This window comes from Flavobacterium sp. DG2-3, assembly GCF_030730925.1.
GTDB lineage: Bacteria > Bacteroidota > Bacteroidia > Flavobacteriales > Flavobacteriaceae > Flavobacterium.
In genome coordinates, this window is the sequence record NZ_JAVAMB010000006.1 from 136,215 (window position 1) to 160,032 (window position 23,818).

At 32.8% G+C, this 23,818-nt stretch carries 19 protein-coding genes; 11 read left to right on the forward strand and 8 right to left on the reverse strand.

Annotation, left to right across the window (positions count from 1 at the left end):
• The first annotated feature begins 137 nt into the window (after positions 1 to 137).
• A complete protein-coding gene (locus Q9Q97_RS10595) occupies positions 138 to 1,154 on the forward strand; it encodes a glutamine synthetase beta-grasp domain-containing protein (RefSeq protein ID WP_012024410.1) in 1,017 nt (338 codons plus the stop codon).
• Positions 1,155 to 1,449: 295 nt separating this feature from the next.
• Positions 1,450 to 2,418 (forward strand): TerC family protein, encoded by a 969-nt coding sequence (locus Q9Q97_RS10600; RefSeq protein WP_306156766.1) that lies wholly within the window; start codon positions 1,450 to 1,452, stop codon positions 2,416 to 2,418.
• Between the two features lie 78 nt (positions 2,419 to 2,496).
• Here the strand turns inward: Q9Q97_RS10600 and Q9Q97_RS10605 are convergent, their stop codons facing one another.
• From Q9Q97_RS10605 to Q9Q97_RS10615, 3 genes are all read right to left on the reverse strand, one after another.
• A complete protein-coding gene (locus Q9Q97_RS10605) occupies positions 2,497 to 3,015 on the reverse strand; it encodes a hypothetical protein (RefSeq protein ID WP_306156768.1) in 519 nt (172 codons plus the stop codon).
• 90 nt (positions 3,016 to 3,105) lie between these two features.
• The gene (locus Q9Q97_RS10610) at positions 3,106 to 3,975 is read right to left on the reverse strand and encodes an alpha/beta hydrolase family protein (RefSeq protein ID WP_306156770.1); all 870 of its coding nucleotides are present in this window, start codon (positions 3,973 to 3,975) and stop codon (positions 3,106 to 3,108) included.
• Positions 3,976 to 4,372: 397 nt separating this feature from the next.
• Positions 4,373 to 5,245, reverse strand: a complete 873-nt coding sequence (locus tag Q9Q97_RS10615) for an AraC family transcriptional regulator (protein WP_306156771.1) — start codon at positions 5,243 to 5,245, stop codon at positions 4,373 to 4,375.
• 450 nt (positions 5,246 to 5,695) lie between these two features.
• Between Q9Q97_RS10615 and Q9Q97_RS10620 the strand changes: the two genes are divergently transcribed.
• From Q9Q97_RS10620 to Q9Q97_RS10635, 4 genes are all read left to right on the forward strand, one after another.
• Complete coding sequence (locus Q9Q97_RS10620; protein WP_306156773.1) at positions 5,696 to 6,061, forward strand: T9SS type A sorting domain-containing protein; 366 nt, start codon at positions 5,696 to 5,698, stop codon at positions 6,059 to 6,061.
• 805 nt (positions 6,062 to 6,866) lie between these two features.
• Complete coding sequence (locus tag Q9Q97_RS10625) at positions 6,867 to 7,271, forward strand: T9SS type A sorting domain-containing protein (protein WP_306156775.1); 405 nt, start codon at positions 6,867 to 6,869, stop codon at positions 7,269 to 7,271.
• 685 nt (positions 7,272 to 7,956) lie between these two features.
• Positions 7,957 to 8,358, forward strand: coding sequence for a secretion protein (locus tag Q9Q97_RS10630; RefSeq protein WP_306156777.1), 402 nt, complete (start codon positions 7,957 to 7,959; stop codon positions 8,356 to 8,358).
• 360 nt (positions 8,359 to 8,718) lie between these two features.
• A complete protein-coding gene (locus Q9Q97_RS10635; RefSeq protein ID WP_306156779.1) occupies positions 8,719 to 9,105 on the forward strand; it encodes a secretion protein in 387 nt (128 codons plus the stop codon).
• A gap of 49 nt (positions 9,106 to 9,154) precedes the next feature.
• On the opposite strand, the gene Q9Q97_RS10640 is transcribed toward Q9Q97_RS10635, so the two are convergent.
• Positions 9,155 to 9,601 carry a hypothetical protein gene (locus Q9Q97_RS10640; protein WP_306156781.1) on the reverse strand — a complete coding sequence of 149 codons (447 nt, stop codon included), beginning with the start codon at positions 9,599 to 9,601 and terminating at the stop codon, positions 9,155 to 9,157.
• Between the two features lie 282 nt (positions 9,602 to 9,883).
• Here Q9Q97_RS10640 and Q9Q97_RS10645 point away from each other — a divergent pair, with 282 nt between their 5' ends.
• Positions 9,884 to 10,264, forward strand: a complete 381-nt coding sequence (locus tag Q9Q97_RS10645; protein WP_306156783.1) for a flagellar motor protein MotB — start codon at positions 9,884 to 9,886, stop codon at positions 10,262 to 10,264.
• A gap of 456 nt (positions 10,265 to 10,720) precedes the next feature.
• Here Q9Q97_RS10645 and Q9Q97_RS10650 read toward each other — a convergent pair whose 3' ends face one another.
• The 3 genes from Q9Q97_RS10650 to Q9Q97_RS10660 all read right to left on the reverse strand — a co-directional run bounded on the left by Q9Q97_RS10650 (position 10,721) and on the right by Q9Q97_RS10660 (position 16,608).
• On the reverse strand, positions 10,721 to 11,311 hold the full coding sequence (locus Q9Q97_RS10650) for a hypothetical protein (RefSeq protein WP_306156785.1): 591 nt from the start codon (positions 11,309 to 11,311) through the stop codon (positions 10,721 to 10,723).
• Positions 11,312 to 11,424: 113 nt separating this feature from the next.
• The gene (locus Q9Q97_RS10655; RefSeq protein WP_306156787.1) at positions 11,425 to 12,993 is read right to left on the reverse strand and encodes a T9SS type A sorting domain-containing protein; all 1,569 of its coding nucleotides are present in this window, start codon (positions 12,991 to 12,993) and stop codon (positions 11,425 to 11,427) included.
• A gap of 156 nt (positions 12,994 to 13,149) precedes the next feature.
• Positions 13,150 to 16,608: a methylmalonyl-CoA mutase family protein gene (locus Q9Q97_RS10660; RefSeq protein WP_306156789.1), complete on the reverse strand. Its 3,459-nt coding sequence runs from the start codon at positions 16,606 to 16,608 to the stop codon at positions 13,150 to 13,152.
• 291 nt (positions 16,609 to 16,899) lie between these two features.
• Here Q9Q97_RS10660 and Q9Q97_RS10665 point away from each other — a divergent pair, with 291 nt between their 5' ends.
• From Q9Q97_RS10665 to purU, 4 genes are all read left to right on the forward strand, one after another.
• The gene (locus Q9Q97_RS10665) at positions 16,900 to 18,465 is read left to right on the forward strand and encodes a murein L,D-transpeptidase (protein WP_306156791.1); all 1,566 of its coding nucleotides are present in this window, start codon (positions 16,900 to 16,902) and stop codon (positions 18,463 to 18,465) included.
• Between the two features lie 205 nt (positions 18,466 to 18,670).
• The gene (locus tag Q9Q97_RS10670; protein ID WP_306156793.1) at positions 18,671 to 19,018 is read left to right on the forward strand and encodes a hypothetical protein; all 348 of its coding nucleotides are present in this window, start codon (positions 18,671 to 18,673) and stop codon (positions 19,016 to 19,018) included.
• A 258-nt stretch (positions 19,019 to 19,276) separates the two neighbouring features.
• The gene (locus tag Q9Q97_RS10675; RefSeq protein WP_306156795.1) at positions 19,277 to 19,987 is read left to right on the forward strand and encodes a DUF4197 domain-containing protein; all 711 of its coding nucleotides are present in this window, start codon (positions 19,277 to 19,279) and stop codon (positions 19,985 to 19,987) included.
• 93 nt (positions 19,988 to 20,080) lie between these two features.
• Positions 20,081 to 20,935, forward strand: a complete 855-nt coding sequence (gene purU, locus Q9Q97_RS10680) for a formyltetrahydrofolate deformylase (protein WP_306156797.1) — start codon at positions 20,081 to 20,083, stop codon at positions 20,933 to 20,935.
• Positions 20,936 to 21,355: 420 nt separating this feature from the next.
• Here the strand turns inward: purU and Q9Q97_RS10685 are convergent, their stop codons facing one another.
• Positions 21,356 to 22,849 (reverse strand): catalase, encoded by a 1,494-nt coding sequence (locus Q9Q97_RS10685; protein ID WP_306156799.1) that lies wholly within the window; start codon positions 22,847 to 22,849, stop codon positions 21,356 to 21,358.
• Positions 22,850 to 23,818: the final 969 nt, after the last annotated feature.

Sequence of the window (23,818 nt, forward strand, 5' to 3'; positions counted from 1 at the left end):
ATATACCCCTGCCAAAATTGCGCTTATCCAAAAAATTATAGTTCATAAAACAAAATAGCCCCCTAATTTTTGGGACTAAAAAAATAAATCTATATTTGACCCAACGAAAAAAAACAAAAAAATTAATTTATATTATTATGGCTAAAATTAAGTTAGAGTACATTTGGTTAGACGGATATGAACCAACTCAAAATCTTAGAAGTAAAACTAAAGTTGAAGAGCACGAGAATTTCAAAGGAACATTAGAAGAACTTGGAAATTGGTCATTTGATGGTTCGTCAACAAAACAAGCCGAAGGTGGTTCTTCTGACTGTCTTTTAGTTCCTGTTGCAATCTATCCAGATCCAACTCGTATCAACGGATGGTTAGTAATGTCTGAAGTTATGTATGCAGACGGAACTCCACACCCTTCTAACGGTAGAGCTACAATTGATGATGATAATGATGATTTTTGGTTTGGTTTCGAACAAGAGTATTTCATCATGGATACTAAAACTCAACTTCCACTTGGTTTCCCAGTTGGAGGATACCCTGCTCCACAAGGAATGTACTACTGTTCAGTAGGTGGAAAAAACACACACGGTAGAAAATTAGTTGAAGAGCACGCTGACTTATGTATCGCTGCTGGAATCAACTTTGAAGGAATCAACCAAGAGGTTGCTTGCGGACAATGGGAATTCCAATTATTCGCTAAAGGAGCTAAAAAAGCTGGAGATGAAATCTGGGTTGCTCGTTACTTATTAGACCGTTTAACTGAGAAATATGGTTACTATATCGAATATCACCCAAAACCTCTAGGAGATACTGACTGGAATGGTTCTGGAATGCATGCTAACTTCTCTAACGAAGTATTAAGAACATGTGGTGATCAAGCTACTTACGAAAGAATTTGTGAGGCTTTCCGTCCTGTTACTGCTGAGCACATTGCAGTTTACGGAGCTTACAATGACCAACGTTTAACTGGTAAACACGAAACTGCTTCTATCCACGATTTCTCTTATGGAGTTTCAGACAGAGGATGTTCTATCAGAATTCCTTTAATGACTGTTCAAAAAGGATGGAAAGGATGGTTGGAAGACAGAAGACCAGCTTCAAACGGAGATCCATACAAAATTGCTGCTAGAATTATCAAAACTGTTAAATCAGCTCTATAATTCAAAGCTTAAATTATATTCTAAAGTGCCATCATTTATTTGCTGGCACTTTTTTTTGTCTTTGTTTTTGTTTTATCATTCTCAATGATTTGAAGATAATTACACCTGCAACTTTGTCAAAGTTTAAAACTTTAACAAAGTTCTTGCTCCTAAATTATAGAGACAATAGTTTTAGTTATTGAGTTAAATCAATAAAGCAGAAAATAGTAGCTTTAAACAACTTTTTCTAGTTGAATTAATTTTTGAAGTTTAACATCAAAAGCTATCTTTGTATATCATTTAAACAAAAACCATTATGATAGTCTGGATTATCTTTTTACTTGCTGTAGTTTTTATTCTTGCTTTAGACTTAGGCGTCTTTAACAAAACACCACATATTATTAGTACTAAAGAAGCCAGCAAATGGACACTCGTTTGGGTTACCTTATCTTTTTTATTCTCAGGAGTAATCTACTGGCTTTATACTACAGATTATATTGCAAATCCAGACAACTTAAAACCAGCCGTAGCTTCAATGAAGTTCATTACCGGTTATTTGATAGAGCTTTCGCTTAGTGTCGATAATATCTTTGTTATAGCTATTATTTTTGCTTCATTTAAAATTCCGCAAAAATACCAGCACCGCGTATTATTCTGGGGAATTCTTGGAGCCATCGTTTTCCGTGGATTGATGATTTTCTTTGGTGTAATGCTAATCAATAAATTTAGCTGGACAACTTATGTATTTGGAATATTCCTGATTTTCACCGCGTTAAAAATGCTATTCTCTGGCGAAGAAGAAGATTTTCATCCAAAAGATTCTTTTATTTATAAAGCCTTAGGAAAAGTGATGCCGATTACCGCAGAAATGGACGGAGAGAAATTTTTTATTTCTACCAAAACTGCAAAAAAAGCTGCAACGCCTTTATTTGTGGCGCTGATTGTGATTGAAGTTATGGATGTTCTTTTTGCGGTTGATAGTGTTCCCGCAATTTTAGCCATTACTTCAGATCCGTTTTTAGTATTTAGTTCTAATATTTTTGCTATTCTAGGATTACGTTCTATGTATTTCTTCTTAGCAAATATGCTGGCAAAATTCAGTTATTTAGAATATAGCTTAGTAGCCATTTTAGCTTTCGTCGGATTAAAAATGCTGCTTCATGATTTCTTCCACGTTCCAGAATGGGCTTCTTTAGGATTTATCGCTTTATCTCTTTTAGTTGGAATCTTAGTTTCTCTGAAATTTGGAAAGGAAAAAATATTGACAGATTCTGATAAAGAATAGTTTTCAGAAACATATATGTATAAAAAAAGGAAATCAACTAAAATGATTTCCTTTTTTTTAACCTATCCTATAAAGCTATTAAAGCTTAATTTTCTGTACTTGACTCTCACTTAATTTAGCAGCTTTCATTACGTCATTAATATTATTTTTATTTACAGATGAAGCAAAATCAGCAGGAACTACTACAATTCTAAAAATCTGATTAAGTCTATATTGATCAAGTGCTGGATCAGTAAGATTTCCACCATTCAAATAAATATCAACGAATGAATCACTAAATGTAAAATCAAAAGAAAAATCTCTTGTGCCATCATCAAAATAATGAGTTTCAGGTAAAAACTCCCAAATGTCTCTACCACTGTCAACGCCTCCAAATCTGTAAACTAAAACAACATCTGAATCCAAAATTCGTTGTGGGAAAACATATCTAACTCTAAAATTATTACTTGTTGTGAAATTATAATAGTTCGGCGGAACATTTTCATAAACGGTTCCAACTATATTATATCCCGGTTCTCCCGGAGGCCCTTCTGGTCCTTCACAGCTAGAAAATGCAATTAAACCGATAACTGCAAATAAGGTAAGTATCTTTTTCATAATTTTATTTTTTTAAGTATTATACTATAAAGGTATTCCAAAAATTAAACCAAAAAAAGCGATTTGGCTTATTTTCAAATAAAAATATCTTTATTTTTTTGTACCAAGCTGATTCTTAGCTAGTATTTTATTAAAAAACAAGGCGTGATACGGAAGCGAATTTTCCCAATATTCCCAAGTATGCGCTCCTGGTCTTTCTGTATAATCATGATCTACTTTAGAATAAACCAATCTTCTGTGCAATTCTCTGTTGGGTTCAATTAAAAAATCATCTACACCGCAGTCGATAATAAGTGGCAATTTATTGGCTTTTATTTTATCAATCATTCCTATTACTGCATTCTGTTCATATAATTCGGTATTGCCGCTTTTATCTCCAAAAACAGGCTGCATTAATTTTACAACTTGAGCAGATGACTCTCTGTTTAACATCGTTCCCATATCTACCGCCCCACTCATACTTCCCGCTGCGCAAAATAAATCAGGATGTCTTGTAGATAAATATAAAGCGCCATGCCCGCCCATTGAAAGCCCAGTAATTACTCTTCCACTTTTGCCTTCAATTGTTTTATAGGTTTTATCTACTTTCTGAATTACTTCTTGCGTAATAAAAGTCTCAAACTGACTTTCTTTATTTACAGGACTGTCCAAATAAAAACTAAACGTTTCTCCTTCTGGCATTACAATAATCATATTGTATTGATCTGCCAGATTATGAACCAGTTTTTTGTTTGGAGTATTTTTAAGCCAATCGCCAAAATGCCCGTAAGCGCCATGCAGCAGGTACATAACAGGGAATTTAGATTTGCTTTTTGCATAAGAATTTGGTAAAACTACCGCAGCTTTATAGGTTTTTCCCATAGCGGTGCTGGCAACTTGTAAAGTGTCTACTTTTGCAGCGTATGTCATAGTGGTTAGACAAAGCAAAAATGCAGACAAGAGCATTTTGATTTTTTTCATTTTTGATATTTTTTTCTGATTAGGGTTTGTAAATATAACTTTTTTCAGAATAAAATATATGAAAAATCCGACTTGTGGTTTGTGCTTAAAAAGATAGCCACTAATTCACGAATTTTATTTTAAATACTTTGTGTAATTTATCACTCATAATTTCACTAATTGACATTTGTAGTCAGTAATCCTTAAGAATCTAAAAAATCTGATTTCCCAATAGCAAAAAAATAAAAATCTGCTCGATCTGCTAAATCTGCGAGAGCATATAAAATTACTCTCGCAGATTTTGGAGATTCTGCAGATAAAAAATCTAATTATGGCGTAAAAAAATTAGCCACGAATTCACGAATTAATTTAAAAAAATTCGTGAATTCGCGGCTAAAAAAAATCCCAGCTAAAAAAACTAGCTAATGATAATCTTATGCTCGTGTCGGTATTGAGATGCACTCTTACCTGTATATTGTTTGAATGATTTACTAAAGTGGCTAAAATTATTAAAACCGCTTTCGAAACAAACCTCATTAATACTCATTGGTTGTTCTGCCAAAAGCTTAGAAGCGTGGACCAAACGATATTCATTTACAAATTCCGTAAATGTTTTGTTAGAAATCTTCTTAAAATAACGGCAGAAAGAAGGTGTTGTCATACTCACCAGACTCGAAACCTCATCTATAGAAATCGATTCTTGGAAATGATCTTTCACAAAATTGAAAACCACATTCATACGATCGTTATCCTGAGTCTGAAGCTCCATCGAAAATCCGTCGGCATTTAAAATGGTATATTCCTGAGCCGATTCCAATTCGTCTAAAACACTCAAAAGCGTTATAAGTCTTTGAAATGGCGGTTCGTTTTCCATCATTTCAATTTTCTTTCCGATACGTTTTTTTGTTTCACCCCCAAAAGCAATTCCGCCTTTAGCCTGTTTCAAAATATTCTGCACCCTTTTCATTTCGGGAGCAACAAAAAAATCGCTACCTAAAAATTCAGGTTTTATATGAATTACAGTTTCAGTTGTATTTCCTGTCTGCTCATTTGTAAAACCGCAATGCGGCAAATTAGCTCCTATTAAAAGTAAACTACCATTGGTATAATAAGAAACATGGCTTCCTATTTGTCTTTTTCCTGCGCCGCCATTTATATAAACCAACTCAATTTCTGGATGATAGTGCCATAAATGAGCTTTACTATTGGTCTTTTCGGCGTGTTTAGCGTAGGTAAAAGAACTTCCGTATGAGTTAGTTATCACTTCAAGAGCTGGGGCAATAGTCTTCATGATAATTTCTTTAAAAAATAATAGCAAATTTAACAAAAACACCTAAAATAATTTAAATTTTAACCTATAACGGTTTCGTAAATGCGAATTTTACATTAAAATAACGTTCTTAACACTGAGAAATCTATATCAAAATTCAATTTTTTTTAGGGTCTTATTTTTTTTCTTGACTTTTTTTCTATTTATCCTATTTAAAACCTGATTTTATATAAATATGTTAAAAATTGTAAGAAAAATAGAAATTTTATGAAGTATGCAGTTTTTGAAAAACTTTGAAGAAAAACAATCAAATTAACAAAAACACAACATTAAAGCCAAATTTTAACATATAACGGTTTCGTAAATGAGAATATAGCATATAAATTGGAAAATATAGATGTTAAAATACCACACATGCTGCTATAACTTTGCATCAGAGAAATGAAAGAAAAAAATTTAATACTATAGAATATGAAAAAGATTATGAAATTAAGTTTAGTATGTGCAGTACTTCTAACAGGAATGAGTACTTATGCAATTGATGGAAATGAAGCATTAAATCTTCATGTATTAAAAGGAAATGGCAAGGTAATTGCTTTTGGAATTAATCAATTACAGAAAGCGGTTATCAGTATATATGATACAAATGGTAATTTACTTTACACTGAAAACGCTTCTGGTAAAACTGGAATCTTAAGAACTTTCAGTTTAGAAGAATTTCCACAAGGAAAATATATTTTAGAAGTTTCTGATAGCTTCAAAAAAGTAAAATACGACATTACAGTAAATGCAGATAGTTCTACTTTGTCTTCAAAAGGAACTACTTCATTAAACTAAGAAAATATTAAGGTTAAGTGCAATTCTTCACGGCACTTAAAATTTTATACTCTAATACAGTATAAAAAGTGAGGTTAGATAGTTAGTAAGTTAAAAACTTTCAAAAGTTTTAAAAACAGCTCTTTGTGGTTACTGAGCTGTTTTTTTTTGCTTTATACTTTCTTAATTTTTACCGCGAAGATTTTTCTACCGCAAAGTTCGCAAAGATTTTTATTTTAAGATTACGCATATAAACACAAAGTTCGCAAAGCTTTATCCATACAGCTTTGTGAACTTTTTTATTTATAAAATTCTCTCCAAAAAAACTTAGCGCCCTCTGCGAAAAACCTCCGCGAACTTTGCGCTAAAACACACAAGCCAAATAAAATAATTTACGCAAAGAACGCAAGGATTTTAATTTTAAAGATTACGCATATAAAAACACAAAGTTCACAAAGCTGCATCCATTAAGCTTTGCGAACTTCTTTATTTATAAAGTTCTCTCAAAAACTTAGCGCTCTCTGCGTTAAACATCCAAACTTAATAAAGTTAGAAGCTCAGCTCCTTAGCATCTTAGAAGCTTTTCAAAAATTCCTACATTTTTAAACAAATCTTTACCTCAATGTAAATTAAAAATCATCAAAAACGTTGAAAAATAATAATCGATTTAGCTAAAACGATAAATATAATTCAAATTTTAACCTATAACGGTTTCGTAAATGAGAATATAGCATATAAATAAGAAAATACAGTTGTGCTTTTTTACTTACAACAGAAGTAATTTAGCATCAGAGAATTAGAACTATTAATTTAAAAACTAAATACCATGAAAAAGATTGTTAGATTGAGTTTAGTAGCAGCATTGCTTTTCACAGGAATAAGCACATATGCAATTGATGGAGAAGCAGATTTTAATCTGCACGTAATTAAAGCTAATGGAAAATTGATCACATTTGGTCTTAACCAAACTCAAAAAGCCAACTTAGCAATTTACGACAAAGAAGGAACTCTAATTTACTCTGAAAGCGCTTCAGGTAAAGACGGAATTTTAAGAACTTTCAGTCTAGAAGAATTTCCAGAAGGAACTTATTTCTTAGAAGTAGAAGACAATACAAAAAAAGCAAAATACGAAATAGTAGTAAGCGATGATGTTTCTGTTTTAACTCAAAAAGCAGTTTCTTCTGTTTACAAAGCAGGTTTTGATAAAAATACAAGCGTTGCAACACGCTAAAAAAGTTATGCTTTCATAAAGTATAAAAGTGAGGTTAGATAGTTAGTAAGTTTAAAAACTTTCAAAAGTTTTAAAAACAGCTCTTTGTGGTTATTGAGCTGTTTTTTTTTGCTTTTTTATGAAGGATTTGTTTCACAGAGACACACAAAGGTTTCGCAGAGATTCGCAAAGATTTTATTTTAAAATTATGCATATAAACGCAAAAGTTCGCAAAGCTTTATACATATAGCTTTGCGAACTTTTTTATTTATAAAATTCCTCAAAAAAAATTAGCGTACTCTGCGCAAAACCTCTGCGAACTTTGAGGTTAAACACACAATCCAAAAAAAATAGTGCAAAGAATGCAAAGCTTTATCTATACAGCTTTGCGAACTTTTTATTTATAAAATTTCCTCAAAAAAACTTAGCGTACTCTGCCTAAAACCTTTGCGAACTTTGCGGTTAAATTTACTCGCTTTTTTGTAAAGAAATCCTTAACCCGTTGTTAAGTTAAAATCAATAAAAACATTATAAAATAATAACCGAATTAACAATAACGATAAATATAATTCAAAATTTAACCTATAACGGTTTCGTAAATGAGAATATAGCATAGAAATAAGAAAATACAGTTGCATTTTTCACAGTACTATATAAGTAATTTAGCATCAGAGAATTAGAACTATTAATTTAAAAACTAACTACCATGAAAAAGATTGCAAAATTGAGTTTAGTAGCAGCGTTGCTTTTCACAGGAATAAGCACTTACGCAATTGATGGAAATGGAGAATTTAATCTTCATGTATTAAAAGCTAATGGAAAACTGATCACTTTCGCACTTAACAAAGTACCGAAAGCCAATTTAGCTATTTATGACAAGGACGGAACTTTAATTTACTCTGAAAGCGCATCTGGTAAAGATGGTATTTTAAGAACTTTCAGTTTAGAAGAATTTCCTGAAGGAACTTATTTCTTAGAAGTAGAAGACAATGTAAAAAAAGCAAAATATGAGATTACAATTACTGATAATGCCGTTTTATCTAAAAATGCAATTTCTTCAGTTTACAAATCAGGTTTTGCTAAAAATTCAAGTGTAGCTGCACGCTAAGAATTATACACAAAAGTATAATTAAGGTTAGAAAAAATTGAAATTACGTTTAAAGAAAACAGCTCTGTGAGGTTATCGAGCTGTTTTTTTTTGTTTCTAATCGTAATGACAAATATACTCTGGGTTGATTTTAGGAAAGTATTCTTATTAATTAAATAAGTGCTTTTAAAACACTTAAAAAAAATTCAAAATTCAAAAAACCGCAATCCCAGTAATTACGTACATAGTTCAAACAAAGTACAGAAATAATTACAATTCAACAACTTAAGCGTTTAAAATTGCTAATTTATTGCTAAAAATTAAATTTGTATTTGTAGTTTTACGCGTTCCACATTTAGTAATTAACAATTTAAAAAAAACATGACAAAATTTACCAAAGCTGGTTTAGTTGCTGCCTTTTTTTTAGCGACTGTGTTTACCTATGCCTTAGACGGAAAAGGTGATTACATTTTAAATATCAAAACAGGAAACGGAAAAGTAGTTAGCTTTACTTTAGACACTGTAGAAAATGCATCTTTCTCTATCTACGACGAGAATCACAACTTACTTTATGCGGGAGAATCTGCAGCAGACAAGTTAGAAGTTTCAAAAACAATTAGTTTAGAAAGTTTTCCTGCTGGAACTTATGTTCTTGAAGTGAAAGCAAACGACAAAGTTGCGAAACACGAAATCAAAGTTGCTGCTAAAAAAGTAAAGACTGTAAAGTTAGATCAATCTGTTAACCAGAGTCCTTCTTTCCGTCGTTAATTTTTTGCCCCTACAAATTAAAAGCAGCTCGTACCAGGAGCTGCTTTTTTTATTTATATTCCTCTCTTAAACCCGAGCCTATTTTTACCAATTTCCAAAAAAGTTCCGTTTCTGATGTTATGATTATTTTTTGAGATACTGTAAAAATGGAAGAATGTTCAAAAGCATAAATATAATCCAACAGATCCATCAATTTAAAACTCTGCCGATATTCTTCTCGCACTTCATCGCTGTTGGCAAAACAAACATTTCCAGATTCTTCTTCCAAAAAAAGCAATCCTAACTTATTTTCAAACAGTTTTATTATCTCATAATTTAATATCGTGGTTTCTGAATTTCGTTTCTTTAAAAAAATATCGAGAGTAAAAAACAGCTCCTCACTATTTTGTTTTATTTTTTGCATGCAAAACTCCAAATCAGCATTATCAGAATACACAATTGTATTTTTTTCACTTTTTAAAGATTCTATTTTATTCAGATATTCTTTTATAGTCATCCTGATATTCTTTAGCAGTCCAAAGTTATTATATTAAATCTGAACGAAACAAAATCAATTGATTTTTAATACATTATAAAATCGACGAAATTATAAAAACATCGTTCAAAAACATTTTATGTTCCTGATTTACATATATTTGTACAGCAAAAAATGTATTAAGCATATAATAAAAATAAAAAAATGCAGTTTATTATTGCTGATAGCTGTTTTTTTGCAGTGAAAAAAAAATTCAAAAACAATTCAAAATACGATTAAATACCACAAGTCAAACTAAAACCAATGCAGAAAAAACTAGCCATTTTAGTACCGCTAATCGTATTTTCATTTCGTGCAACTGCGCAAAATGAGACCTTTTATAAAACTGACAAAGTCGGCGAAAAATACGCGTATGTCGATGTTATAAAAACCTACGAAAAAGTGGCTGCCAAAGGCTATAAATCTGTCGACTTATTTCAAAAACTAGGAAATTCTTCTTATTCTCAATGTGAACTAGAAAAAGCTGCCGAATGGTATACTAAACTCTTCGCTTTAACCACAGATTTAGATCCCGTTTATTATTATCGTTACGCAGAATCTTTACGTTTTATTTCTGAAAATGAAAAAGCCGATGCTCTTATCGAAAAATTAAAACGAAAACCGAAAACATCAAGAAAAAGTTAAGTTTAATAGAACTTGAAAAATAGATATATGAACCTCTCAGAAATGAGAGATTTTTTTATTTTAGAAAATTCTATTACTGTTGTGAGCATTTCAAACTGTGACTAATAGTCACGGTTTAACCATTACTAGTTGACTACAAATTGTTGTCAACTGAAATATTCAATATTTTCAAAAAATAAACCGTCCGATTTTTTTCGGACATTTTAATTTACAAACCTAAAATAATTTATAGAACAAGGTAGGCAAATCCGAAGGATTTATATGTTTATAGAAACGTAAATATAATACGTTGTGCGACCCCGAAGGGGTCGTATCTCTAAACTAAAATTTGGATGCTATAAATATTTGAACCCGAAGGGTTCATACAATGCATAAAATCTGTAAGACACAAAAACCTGTAGGAATTTGATTTTCCTGCTAGGACGAAAAATCACTTTATGTTTAAATTGTATCGAATTAATTATCTTCTGGAGCATGACCAACGTTCCATTCTAAGGCTACAATTTTAGATGCATACCCCTGCATATTATCAAAACAATGTAATAATATTGCCGAACCTCCATCTTTTACAATTCCTTCCACAATTTTAAAGGAATACTCATAACCTTCATCATCCAACGCTCCCAGATCAAATACTATATCTTTGGTTTTAGAAAGTGTTGCGTATAAGGTTAAAAGCTTTCTAGGTGTTCCAGGTATCTTTTCTAATTTTGTTTCTGGTTTGATCCATTTTTCTTCGAATATTTTTCTAGATAATGGACTTTTAAGATTTGTATTTTTCTTAAGGTATCTTTTCACTGTTAAAGGGAAAAAAGTGTCTCTAAAGTATGATCTTTTAAAATATTCAACAAAGGTCATTTTTCTATACAAGGTCACATTTTCATGTTTAGTTTTACCGCAAAAAATATCCCTGAGAAAGACCTCAGTATCATATAAATGTTCTCCGTTGTGTAGATACAAAACAATTATTTCGCCTTCATATAAAACAAAAGGCGGTATATAATAGGTATCTGTTTTTATGCCTTTATTTTCTAATACTACTTTCAAAAATTATTTTTTTTTTAGCATATTATTGTCATTTTACAGTAAAGAGAAATCACCCTCAGGATTCTTTGAAAGCACGAGCAAGACGCTTGCGTTACCAAGAAATTCATCAAAGACTATTTTTTTATTATTTTCTTTGAAATCAAAGTCCCATTAACTTTTGCTTTTAATAAATACGCTCCTTGGCTTAATTTTGAGATATCAATTTTATCATTTAAACCAAATTCTTCTCCAATTATCATTCTTCCATTTAAATCAAAAATTTGAAAACTTTCAAACCTAACATCGTTATCAGCTTTTACATTTATAAAATCACTTGATGGATTCGGATAGAAAGACAAAGACGATTTATTTTCTATTACTGGAATACTTAAGTTATTAGCATATTTCCATAATTTATTGTCTTTTGAATAATACAAACTATTATTGAAAGAAATGGCATCCCATACATTATAGAGTGCATCAACTTTTTCAATTGTTTGCAGATTATTGTTATAAATGTATCCTGCCTTTTCATCTTTTTCATTTATTCCAGTCGTAACAAAATACTCATTCTCATTAATATTAAAAATAATTGCCGCATTCTGATAACCCAAAAAAGCAATAGATTCTTTTGCATCATGGGATAATTCTTCTTCATTTGAAATTGCATAATCATCTAAATTCATTTTCTGTAAGGATGTTCCAAACTCGCTATTTGGTCCACAAAAAATTAATGAATTATCTTTTTTAATTAAATTTGAAGGATAAAAATATTTTTGACCTTGCTTGGAATAAACTAAAGTGATCTTTTTATCATTTAATCCAAATTTAGAAATCTGCAATAAATAAGAATCCGCAGAATAAAACATGAAATATAGATTACCATTTGCTTCAATTACATCACTATAATTGGCTAATCCAAACCATAAACTTCCTATATTCCTTGTGTTTTCAGAAGTACCGTCTGTTTCAAACATATAATTTCTAGTAACAAAATATAATTTGTTTCCATTCTCAATATATTGCGTAAAAGATGCTGTCCCTCCAGGCCCTGATCCATTACCGTCCATCTCTTCACTTATTGGAAATGTCCCTTCAGAAGTTCCATCACTTCTCCAAAGTCTGGAATTACTAGTTCCAACTACCTGAAATGTAAACATAAATAAACCATTACATTTACCCTCAAAAGTTGGTTTATTCCAGATAGGCAAATTATCTTTTACTAATACAGTCCCTTCTTTTGTTCCATCCGTCTTCCATACTTGCAGTACATAATTACTAGTTTTCATTAAAAAATAGATTGAATTTCCCACAACAGTAAGCTTTTCTACTCTACCATTAATAAAATCTGTAACCTTTACAGTTTCACTTATTCCGTCCGTTTTCCATATTTCTCCTCTGGATTTATTATCTCTTGCAATAAAAAACAATTTTCCTCCTAATACTGTTGAACCTGTACTTAATATTTTATTTGCATTATAACCTAACGGAACATTCATATTCAAAAGAAGAGCCGTATTTTCTGTCGTTCCGTTACTTTTCCAGATTTCGTATCCTGTTTCTTCTTTACTGGCTTCAAAGAAAATATTATTATTAAATTTTGTAAAACTTGTTGGATTACTCGAAAAATCAAATATTTTTTGTTGAGCATTAATTTTAAGTATCAAAACAGGTAAAAGAAATAAAAGTAGTTTTGTTTTCATTAATTTAATTGTGGATTTTAATTATTAAAATAGAAGGTAAATATATACAGATTTTATATCATTTCTTTTTTTATTTTCAGAGATATTCTTTAAAAAAAACGCATAAAGTCAATGTTAAATCAACCAAATGCGTTTTAAAAATTTAAGAATTAATTTCTACATATTCCTTCTATACTGCCCACCAACTTCAAACAACGCTGAAGTAATCTGCCCTAACGAACAAACCTTTGTAGCTTCCATTAAATAATCGAATAAGTTTTCGTTTTTAATGGCTGCTTCTTGTAACTGGCTTAGATGCTCGTTTACTTTTGCTTCGTGGAAATTATGAAGGTTATCCAGCATTGTAATCTGGTATTGTTTTTCTTCTTCTGTGGCGCGAATAACCTCAGCCGGAATTACTGTTGGCGAACCTTTTGAACTCAGGAAAGTATTTACGCCCACAATTGGGAAATCTCCGTTGTGTTTTAAGGTTTCGTAATACAAACTTTCTTCTTGAATTTTAGAACGCTGATACATCGTTTCCATTGCGCCAAGAACTCCACCTCTTTCTGTAATTCTATCGAATTCTTGCAATACGGCTTCTTCAACCAAATCGGTTAATTCTTCGATGATGAACGAACCCTGAATTGGGTTTTCGTTTTTCGCTAAACCTAATTCTTTATTAATAATCAGCTGAATCGCCATGGCTCTACGAACTGATTCTTCTGTCGGTGTTGTAATCGCTTCGTCATAAGCGTTTGTGTGCAATGAATTACAGTTATCGTAAATTGCATACAAAGCCTGCAAAGTTGTACGAATATCGTTGAAATCAATTTCCTGCGCGTGCAACGAACGTCCTGAAGTCTGAATATGGTATTTCAGCATTTGCGCTCTTTCGTTGGCTCCGTATTTTAGTTTCATGGCTTTTGCCCAGATTTTGCGCGCCACACGTCCAATTACTGAGTATTCTGGATCTACTCCATTAGAGAAGAAGAACGATAAATTTGGTCCAAAATCGTTGATGTTCATTCCACGGCTCAAATAATATTCCACGTAAGTGAAACCATTTGAAAGCGTAAATGCCAATTGCGTAATCGGGTTCGCTCCTGCCTCAGCAATATGATATCCTGAAATGGAAACTGAATAGAAATTACGAACGTTCTTCGTAATAAAATATTCCTGAACGTCTCCCATTAATCGCAACGCAAATTCGGTTGAGAAAATACAGGTATTCTGCGCCTGATCTTCTTTTAAAATATCAGCCTGAACGGTTCCACGAACTTGTGAAAGTGTTTTTACTTTTATTTCGTTATACACGTCCAATGGCAAAACCCGATCTCCCGTAACACCCAAAAGCATTAATCCTAAGCCGTTGTTTCCAACTGGAAGCTCACCTTGGTATTTCGGTCTTTCGATCCCTTTGTCTTTATATAATTTTGCAATTTTAGCTTCGACTTCTTTTTCTAAACCATTTTCTTTGATGTAAATCTCACATTGCTGATCGATTGCGGCATTCATAAAGAAACCTAAAAGCATTGGCGCAGGCCCGTTAATCGTCATACTTACTGATGTTAAAGCATGAACCAAATCAAAACCTGAATATAATTTTTTAGCATCATCCAAACAGCAGATTGAAACTCCGGCATTTCCGATTTTTCCGTAAATGTCTGGACGCAAATCTGGATCATTTCCGTAAAGAGTTACACTATCAAAAGCGGTTGAAAGACGTTTTGCAGGCATTCCCGCACTTACATAATGAAAACGTTTGTTGGTTCTTTCTGGTCCGCCCTCTCCCGCAAACATTCTCGACGGATCTTCGCCTTCACGTTTAAACGGATATAATCCAGAAGCAAAAGGAAATTCTCCAGGAACATTTTCCTGTAAATTCCAACGCAGAATATCGCCCCAACCTTCATATTTAGGCAAAGCGATTTTCGGGATTTGCAAATGCGATAAACTCTCCGAATGTGTAGCGATTTTGATTTCTTTATCACGAACTTTAAATGAGTAAACTGGATTTTTGTATTTCGCAACTTTATCCGCCCAATTCAGAATAATTTCCCAATTGTACGGATCCAAATCCATTTTTACTTTATCAAACTGATTTAGTAAAAGGTTTAAAAAGATTCTGTTTTCGTCGTGCGTTTCTGCAGCTCTAAGTCCTTCGACTCCGCTCAGGAAGACACTATCGTCGTCAATTCCTGCTTTTGTAATTTGAGGCACTTTTCCAGAAACAGATTCTATGGTTTTGAAAATTCCGTATAATTTCTGAGCTACTTTTTGCTGTGCAATTGCGGTTTCGTCATAATTTCTATTATTCTCAGCAATTTCAGAAAGATATCTTGTTCTTCCTGGCGGAATCACGAATATCTTTTCACTCATTTCTTTCGTGATTTCAAAAGTCGATTTCAAGTCAGAATTGGTTTTTTCTGCCACTTTATCCATGATTGCTTTGTACAGCGTGTTCATTCCCGGATCGTTGAACTGCGAAGCAATCGTTCCGAAAACAGGCATTTCGTCTGGATTTTTGTCCCAAAGATTATGGTTTCTCTGATATTGTTTTTTAACATCGCGTAGGGCATCAAGAGCGCCTCGTTTGTCAAATTTATTTAAGGCTACTAAATCGGCAAAATCAAGCATATCGATTTTCTCCAATTGTGTTGCGGCACCAAATTCTGGTGTCATTACATATAAAGAAACATCAGAATGATCCATAATTTCGGTATCAGACTGACCGATTCCTGAAGTTTCCAGAATAATCAAATCGTATTTTGCGGCTTTCAAAACCTGAATCGCTTCGGCTACATATTTAGACAAAGCCAAATTGGACTGACGCGTAGCCAGCGAACGCATATAAACTCTAGGATTGTTAATCGCATTCATACGGATTCTGTCTCCTAAAAGCGCTCCTCCCGTTTTTCTTTTCGAAGGATCGACAGAAACCAATCCGATTGTTTTTTCTGGAAAATCAATCAAGAAACGGCGAACCAATTCGTCAACTAAAGAAGATTTTCCTGCTCCTCCTGTTCCTGTAATTCCCAAAACTGGAATTTTAGACGTTGTATTATTTTCGTGAATTTTATCAAAAACTGGTTTTGCAATTTCAGGGAAATTTTCAGCAGCAGATATCAAACGCGCAATTGCGGTTGGAATTTTATTTTCGATATGATCGATTTCTCCATTCAATTGATCTCCAATCGGGAAATCGGCACGCTGTACCAAATCATTAATCATTCCCTGCAAACCTAAAGAACGTCCATCGTCTGGAGAATAAATTCTAGTAATACCATATTCATGCAATTCTTCAATTTCGCTAGGCAGAATAACTCCACCTCCACCACCGAAGATTTTAATGTGTCCCGCTCCTTTTTCGCGAAGCAGATCATACATATATTTAAAGTATTCATTGTGTCCTCCTTGGTAAGAAGTCATGGCAATAGCATTGGCATCTTCTTGAATGGCGGTATTTACCACTTCTTCAACGCTTCGATCATGACCCAAATGAATCACCTCTACACCTGTAGACTGGATAATACGGCGCATAATATTGATGGCAGCATCATGTCCGTCAAAAAGCGAAGCAGCAGTAACAATTCTTACTTTATTTTTAGGAATATATGGTATTTGTTGTTCCATTTTATGAATATGATAATTTTAAGCGACCAATGTACAAAATATTTTAATATTTGATTAAGACTATAGCTTTATGTTAACAAAAATAAATCGATTTCGTAGCCTTTAGGGGTAACAAATCTGCTAACTAATTGATATAGTTAAAGAAAGCTTAAAGACATGGCAATTTCGCAACATTTAAATAAAATAAGAAAACGTGTTTAGAGCACTCCTAAATTAATTTAGCATTGTAGAAAAGCCCCAAATTTTTACCAAAAACTTACGTAAAAAGTAATAACGTAAAAATTAAAAAAAATGAGAACATTTTATTCATTCACCGTAATTTTAAGTTTGAGTTTTTTTGTATTTTCTTTTAACAAAATTGAAAACAAGAACCATACATATAAAGCTTCAAACCATTTAACCGTTTACCATAACAATGATGATGTAAACGAAGTTTCAAACGACTTCTTTAAAAGATATTCGGATTTGAAAAAATATAAATCGGAGGTAATGTCTCTGTACAAAACCAGAACTCTAGGAACCATCTGGTTTGACGAAGACGAAATCAACGAATTTGGATCTGTTTTATATGAAAAAGCAAAAAAAACAAATGATTTGGTAATTCCATATCAAAAAGAAATTGACCAATTATTTAGTGCTTCATCAGATAAAAGTACGCTTTCTCAAACAGATGCAGATATGCTTTTGAGTTCATTATATGTGGTTTACACCAAAAAAAGTAATGCTGATAAGAAAAGACTAGCTTATGATGCTATGTTGAAAGATTTTTTAAACTACAGCACTTTAGAAGAAACAACAGCGGTTACATCTGATGCAAAAGTGGAATATGAGCAATATTATAAATTGCAAGATGTTCTAAAAAAATATAAAAAATTAGAAAAATCACGCAAGTGGAAACCAATTGTTCCAGCAGAAACTCCATACAAAGAACTTCGTCCAGATGCTGTTTCAAGCACAATTGCACAAGTTAGAACCCGTTTGTATTTATTAGGAGATTTAAAAACCGATTCTAAAAGCGATGTTTACGATCGTGAATTGATGGATGCTGTAATGAAATATAAAGTTCGTAACGGTTTTAAACCAAATTATATTTTGGCAGAGGAACATATTAACGAAATGAATATTCCGCTAGAAGATAAGGTTGCCACTTTAAAATTAAACATGGAAAGATGCCGCGAAATTGCTGCCAAAATTGCTGCTAGCGATGAGTATGTTTTGGTAAATGTACCTTCTTTCGAATTGGTTTATGTGAAAAACGGAAAAGTCCAATTGACTTCACCAGTATTTGTTGGAGCACCTTTAACTAAAACCACCATTTTTGATGGAGAAATTGACAGAATCGTTTTTAGTCCGTATTGGACCGTACCGCAAAGTATTGTACAAAACGAATTGAAATCTAAAATTGCTGCAGATCCAAATTATCTTGCAGAGAAAAACATGGAAATGGTTAATGGTCAAGTAAGACAAAAACCAGGACCAGAAAACTCTTTAGGATTAGTAAAATTTATGTTTCCAAATCCTGATGACATTTATATGCACGATACGCCATCTAAAACTTTATTCGATTTTGAAAAAAGAACGTTCAGCCACGGATGTATTAATGTAAAAATGGCTAAAGAATTAGCTGTTGCGATGCTACAAGATTATCCAGAATGGACTCAAGCAAAAATTGATAAAGCTATGGCGGGTAAAGTAGAAAACAGTTTTAAACTGTCTAAAAAAGTACCGATTTACATTACTTATTTTACTTCATTGGTAAATGAAAAAGGCGAAGTTGGTTTCTTTCAAGATGTTTATGAAAAAGATGCCATTTTAAATGGTGAACCACTTCAAGAAAATGCTATTGTAAATCAATAATTTACGCCAATAATTTTAGAGAGAATTTATCAGAATTAGATTTGATGAATTCTCTCTATTATTTTTACGAAATGGGCAAAAACAATACCGTAAAGTGTTATTCTAAAATCTTTTAAGGGTACTCGTGTTTTTAGAATTTTCTTTTTTTTGCACTATAATATTCAAGCCCCATTTTTTTTTATAAATGTTTAAAATCTAAACTATTATGAAAACAAATAATATAGAAGGTCTTACAATGTTTGAGATAAACGTTTTAATTCAGCAGGGAGGAAAATTTATAATGTATCCTTTTATTATTTCTGAAATGGTAAAAAGGATTAAAGAGTCTAACATTTACTTTATACGTCCAAATGAGGGCACATTTAAATATGCATTGAAGCACTTTTTTTTGAACTTATCGGCAAGCTGGAGTATTTTTCCGTACACGCCGATTTATATCTTAAAATCTTTATTTTATCTCATAAAAGGTGGGAAAGATTATACTGAAACTATATTAAAAGATTTAAACACCAACAAGCCAATTTACAAGCCGCAATCTAAACTATCGTATTAATTAGTTTTTAAAAGCTTTCCTTTAAAAATCATCTTATATTTTTATAAGGTGATTTTTTTGTTTCTTATAAAACCAAATGTTCTTCTCTAGCCCCGATAGTAGTGGAAATCCTTTTGCTTTTTTCTTTAAAAAGCAAAAGATTGCAACGAATAGCGGGACAAGTGTTAATTATGAAACAAATTGTTTCTGCTCATCAAATAAAATAATGGCTTTATTTTTGAATAAGTAGTATTTTTGAAACTTAAATAAAACTCCCAAATGAAAAAAATTTTATTATTAGCCGTTGCTTTTTCACTTAATTCTTGTGCGCAGGTGCCACAAATTTTAAATCAATTACCACAAATCTCTTCGCAGGTTGGCGGTGTTGACATCGCTTCTGGTTTAAAAGAAGCGCTAAATAAAGGAATTACAGAACAAGTGAGCAAATTAACCGCAGTAGATGGCTTTTATAAAAATGAAGCGGTCAAAATTTTAATGCCAGAAGAATTACAAAAAGTAGATGCAACCCTGCGTAAAGTAGGATTAAGCTCTCTTGCAGATGAAGGAATCAAAATGTTGAATCGCGCTGCAGAAGATGCTGTAAAAGAAGCTACTCCAATTTTTGTTTCGGCTGTGAAAAATATGACTTTTACAGATGCTAAAAACATTCTGTTAGGAAGCGACAATGCGGCTACTAATTACTTGCAAAATAGCACAACTACTGCTTTGTATGGAAAATTTAGCCCTGTGATAAAAAACTCTTTTGCAAAAGTAGGCGCCGATGCAGTTTGGACAAAAATTATAACAAAATACAACACAATTCCATTAGTAAAAAAAGTAAATCCAGATTTGACAGATTATACAACCAATCAGGCTTTAGCTGGCGTTTTTAAAATGATTGCTGTTGAAGAAAAAGATATTCGAAATGATATTTCTGCTAGAACAACGCCTTTATTGCAAAAGGTGTTTGCTATGCAGGATAAGAAGTAATTTTTTAAGTTGCTAAGGTACTAAGGGGCTAAGGTTCTAAGAAAAAACTTTGAGTTTTAGTGCCTTTGTAGCAAAACCAAAAAACCAACCAAAATGCAAAAAATAACCATCTTAATTCACTGTAAGGACCAAAAAGGAATTATTGCATCAGTGACAACATTTATTGCCAAAGTTGAAGGAAACATTACGTACATCGACCAGCATGTTGATGTGGAGCAAAATGTTTTCTTTATGAGATTGGAATGTGAGTTTGCAAACTCTAAAATTACAATTGAAAGCTTTAAAGAAGATTTTGACAAAAATCTTGCTTCTAAATTCAATATGTCTTGGGATTTGTATAATCAGGAACAGAAGCCTAAAATGGCTTTGTTTGTTTCTAAATACGATCACTGTTTATTTGACATTTTGGGGCGTTATAGCGCAGATGAATTAGGTGTCGAAATTCCGATGATTATAAGCAATCATAATGATTTGCGATCTATTGCAGAACGTTTTGATATTCCGTTTCATTATGTTCCTTTTACCAAAGACAACAAAGAGGAAGGCGAAGCAAGACAAATTGAGCTTCTGAAAAGATATCAGATCAATTTTATCGTTTTAGCGCGTTATATGCAGATTGTTACTCCGAAAGTGATTTCACTTTACGAAAATAAAATCATCAATATCCACCATTCGTTTTTGCCTGCTTTTCCTGGAGCAAAACCGTATCATTCGGCTTTTAAGCGCGGTGTAAAAATTATTGGTGCAACGAGTCATTACGTTACAGAAGAATTAGACGAAGGTCCGATCATTGAGCAAGATATTGCCAGAGTTTCTCATATTCACTCGGTAGAAGATTTTATCATGAAAGGCCGTGATTTGGAACGAATTGTTCTAGCAAGAGCCATTAAACTCCACGCCGAAAGAAAAACTATGGTGTATAGTAATAAGACGGTGGTGTTTTCTTAATTAAGGGACAAAGGTTCAAAGTGACAGAGAGACAAAGTTTATTGCTAAGCCGCTGAGTTTTTAGCCACGAAGACGCTAAGAAGCAAAGTTATTTTTTGAAAAATTTTAAGATATAAAAAATTAAACCCGACACTTTTTTTTAGAAACTGTCGGGTTTACTGTTTCATTAGCTTTCGACTTCGCTCAGGGTGACACTCGTCATCAAATGTTTGTGAGATCAGACACCCCGTTCGGTAAAAGTCATTTTATACCAAATAGCAAACCCGACAGGTTTCAAAAACCTGTCGGGTTTATTTCTTTAATTAATTTCAGCTATAAGAATTTAAAAGCCTTAAAAAAAAACTTTGCTTCTTAGCGTCTTCGTGGCCACAAGAAAACTCAGTAGCTTAGCCTCTCAGCACCTTAGAAGCTAAAAAAAACTTATCTCGCTTTAATCGCCAATCTTGGATCATCAAAAGCATTTACTTCATCCATTGTCATTCCTAGAGCGTTTGCTACTCCTGCTCCGTATGCTGGATCGGCTTTATAGCAATTTCTAATATGACGAACTTGAATAAATTTCTGTGCTCCACCTACTTGTCCAGCGGTATTTTTAAACAAAAGCTGTTTCTTTTCTTCTGTCAGTAAGTTGAACAATAAACCTGGTTGAGTGAAATAATCGTTATCATCTTCTCTAAAATTATGCGCATAAGCATCTCCGTAAATTGCCAATGGCGGTTCTTTTAATTCTGGTGTGTCCTGCCATTCTCCAAAACTATTTGGTTCGTAGTGTTTACGGCCTCCATTATTTCCGTCAACACGCATTCCTCCATCTCTGTGGAAAGTATTATATGGACATCTCGACGCATTTACTGGAATTTGGTAATTGTTTACTCCTAAACGGTAGCGGTGCGCATCTCCGTAAGAGAATAAACGTCCTTGAAGCATTTTGTCTGGAGAGAAACCAATTCCAGGCGGCACATGCGCTGGGTTAAAAGCCGCCTGCTCTACTTCTGCAAAATAGTTTTCTGGATTTTTGTTCAATTCGAATTCTCCAACTGGAATTAGTGGGAAATCTCCTTTTAACCAAACTTTAGTTAAATCAAATGGATGGAAACGATATGTTCTAGCTTGTTCCTCAGACATGATCTGAACAAACATTTTCCATTTTGGGAAGTTTCCTTCTTCAATAGCATCAAATAAATCTCTTTGATGGCTTTCTCGGTCTCGTCCTACTAATAAAGCAGCTTCTTCATCAGATAGATTCTCAATTCCTTGTTGCGAAACTAAGTGGAATTTTACCCAGTGTCTTTCGTTTTGCGCATTAATAAAGCTAAATGTATGGCTTCCAAATCCATGCATTTCTCTATACGACCTCGGAATACCTCTATCACTCATTACGATTGTAACTTGGTGTAAGGCTTCTGGTAATAATGTCCAAAAATCCCAATTGTTATCAGCACTTCTTAAATTGGTTTTTGGATCACGTTTTACAGCATGGTTCAAGTCAGGAAATTTCATTGGGTCACGGAAAAAGAAAACTGGCGTATTATTACCTACCAAGTCCCAATTTCCTTCGTTTGTGTAAAATTTCATGGCAAAACCACGTATGTCTCTTTCGGCATCAGCAGCACCTCTTTCTCCTGCAACAGTTGAAAAACGCACAAACATTTCGGTCTTTTTACCAATTTCAGAAAATAAGTCAGCTTTTGAATATTTGGTAATATCATGTGTTACAGTAAAAGTTCCGTAAGCACCAGATCCTTTGGCGTGCATTCTTCTTTCGGGAATGACTTCTCGGTCAAAATGCGCCATCTTTTCTAAAAACCAAAAATCTTGTAATAAGACGGGTCCGCGAGGGCCAGCTGTTTGAATGTTTTGATTGTCTGGAACGGGAGTTCCTGTTGCGGTTGTTAATTTTTTGTTTGATTCCATTTTGCTGATTTTTAATGTTTTATCAAATATACAAACTTATCCTTATCATATTCATAAACAAAATTGATTGTTATTATATTTTAATAATCAAAAATTATTTTACGTTACAGAAAGCTCAAAACAGCGATTCGGCAAATCTTAACTTATGACCAACAAAGTAATAACAAAACCTTAACAGCATAAAATTGATATATGTCGGACATTTGTAATGTAATAAACTGGTTATTTATTATTTTGGTTTTGGTTAGTTAAATGATGCCGGCGTCTTCGAGATGCCGGCATTCTTTTTTTATAAAAATTTGTTTTGTTTCAGGTTTAAGGTTTCAAGTTTTGCTTTACTTTGAGCATAATTTAAACGCAAAGTTCGCAAGGTTTTTTATTTTACTTTGTCTTTAGTGAGCGTAAAGTTCGCAAAGCTTTGTGTCCTAATCTTTGCGGTGATTTAAACGCAAAGAGCGCAAAGGTTTTTAATCTTACTTTGTGTTTATAAATCGCAAAGTTCGCAAAGCTTTGCGAAAAAAAACTTTGCGAACCTTGCGTAATTCTTTGCGCTCTCTGCGGTTAAAAAACACAATCTCACGAACATTAACTTATCTCCAACAAAGTAATAACAAGACGTTAACAGCATAATCTTGATTTATATCGGACATTTGTAATGTAATAAACTGGTTATTTATTATTTTGGTTTTGGTTAGTTAAATAAACGCCGGCGTCTTCGAGATGCCGGCATTATTTTTTGACAAAAGTTTGGTTTATTTTGTTTCAGGTTTAAGGTTTCAAGTTGCTTTTCTTTGAACATAATTAACCGCAAAGCACACAAGTTTTTAATTTTACTTTGTTTTAGAAAACGCAAAGGTTCGCAAAGCTTTGTGTAAAAAACTTTGCGAACCTTGCGTAAACTCTTTGCGCCCTTGCGGTTAAATCATCGCATCGTGAAGCAGCTTGAAACTTGAAACTAAAAAACCTGAA

Excerpts from the sequence above, each read along its gene's own strand:
- Q9Q97_RS10635 (WP_306156779.1), top strand. The coding sequence starts at position 8,719 with ATGACAAAATTTACCAAAGCTGGTTTAGTTGCTGCCTTTTTTTTAGCG.
- Q9Q97_RS10595 (WP_012024410.1), top strand. The coding sequence starts at position 138 with ATGGCTAAAATTAAGTTAGAGTACATTTGGTTAGACGGATATGAACCA.
- Q9Q97_RS10610 (WP_306156770.1), bottom strand. The coding sequence starts at position 3,975 with ATGAAAAAAATCAAAATGCTCTTGTCTGCATTTTTGCTTTGTCTAACC.
- Q9Q97_RS10620 (WP_306156773.1), top strand. The coding sequence starts at position 5,696 with ATGAAAAAGATTATGAAATTAAGTTTAGTATGTGCAGTACTTCTAACA.
- Q9Q97_RS10655 (WP_306156787.1), bottom strand. The coding sequence starts at position 12,993 with ATGAAAACAAAACTACTTTTATTTCTTTTACCTGTTTTGATACTTAAA.
- Q9Q97_RS10665 (WP_306156791.1), top strand. The coding sequence starts at position 16,900 with ATGAGAACATTTTATTCATTCACCGTAATTTTAAGTTTGAGTTTTTTT.
- purU (WP_306156797.1), top strand. The coding sequence starts at position 20,081 with ATGCAAAAAATAACCATCTTAATTCACTGTAAGGACCAAAAAGGAATT.
- Q9Q97_RS10675 (WP_306156795.1), top strand. The coding sequence starts at position 19,277 with ATGAAAAAAATTTTATTATTAGCCGTTGCTTTTTCACTTAATTCTTGT.
- Q9Q97_RS10645 (WP_306156783.1), top strand. The coding sequence starts at position 9,884 with ATGCAGAAAAAACTAGCCATTTTAGTACCGCTAATCGTATTTTCATTT.
- Q9Q97_RS10625 (WP_306156775.1), top strand. The coding sequence starts at position 6,867 with ATGAAAAAGATTGTTAGATTGAGTTTAGTAGCAGCATTGCTTTTCACA.
- Q9Q97_RS10660 (WP_306156789.1), bottom strand. The coding sequence starts at position 16,608 with ATGGAACAACAAATACCATATATTCCTAAAAATAAAGTAAGAATTGTT.
- Q9Q97_RS10615 (WP_306156771.1), bottom strand. The coding sequence starts at position 5,245 with ATGAAGACTATTGCCCCAGCTCTTGAAGTGATAACTAACTCATACGGA.
- Q9Q97_RS10670 (WP_306156793.1), top strand. The coding sequence starts at position 18,671 with ATGAAAACAAATAATATAGAAGGTCTTACAATGTTTGAGATAAACGTT.
- Q9Q97_RS10630 (WP_306156777.1), top strand. The coding sequence starts at position 7,957 with ATGAAAAAGATTGCAAAATTGAGTTTAGTAGCAGCGTTGCTTTTCACA.
- Q9Q97_RS10605 (WP_306156768.1), bottom strand. The coding sequence starts at position 3,015 with ATGAAAAAGATACTTACCTTATTTGCAGTTATCGGTTTAATTGCATTT.
- Q9Q97_RS10685 (WP_306156799.1), bottom strand. The coding sequence starts at position 22,849 with ATGGAATCAAACAAAAAATTAACAACCGCAACAGGAACTCCCGTTCCA.
- Q9Q97_RS10600 (WP_306156766.1), top strand. The coding sequence starts at position 1,450 with ATGATAGTCTGGATTATCTTTTTACTTGCTGTAGTTTTTATTCTTGCT.
- Q9Q97_RS10640 (WP_306156781.1), bottom strand. The coding sequence starts at position 9,601 with ATGACTATAAAAGAATATCTGAATAAAATAGAATCTTTAAAAAGTGAA.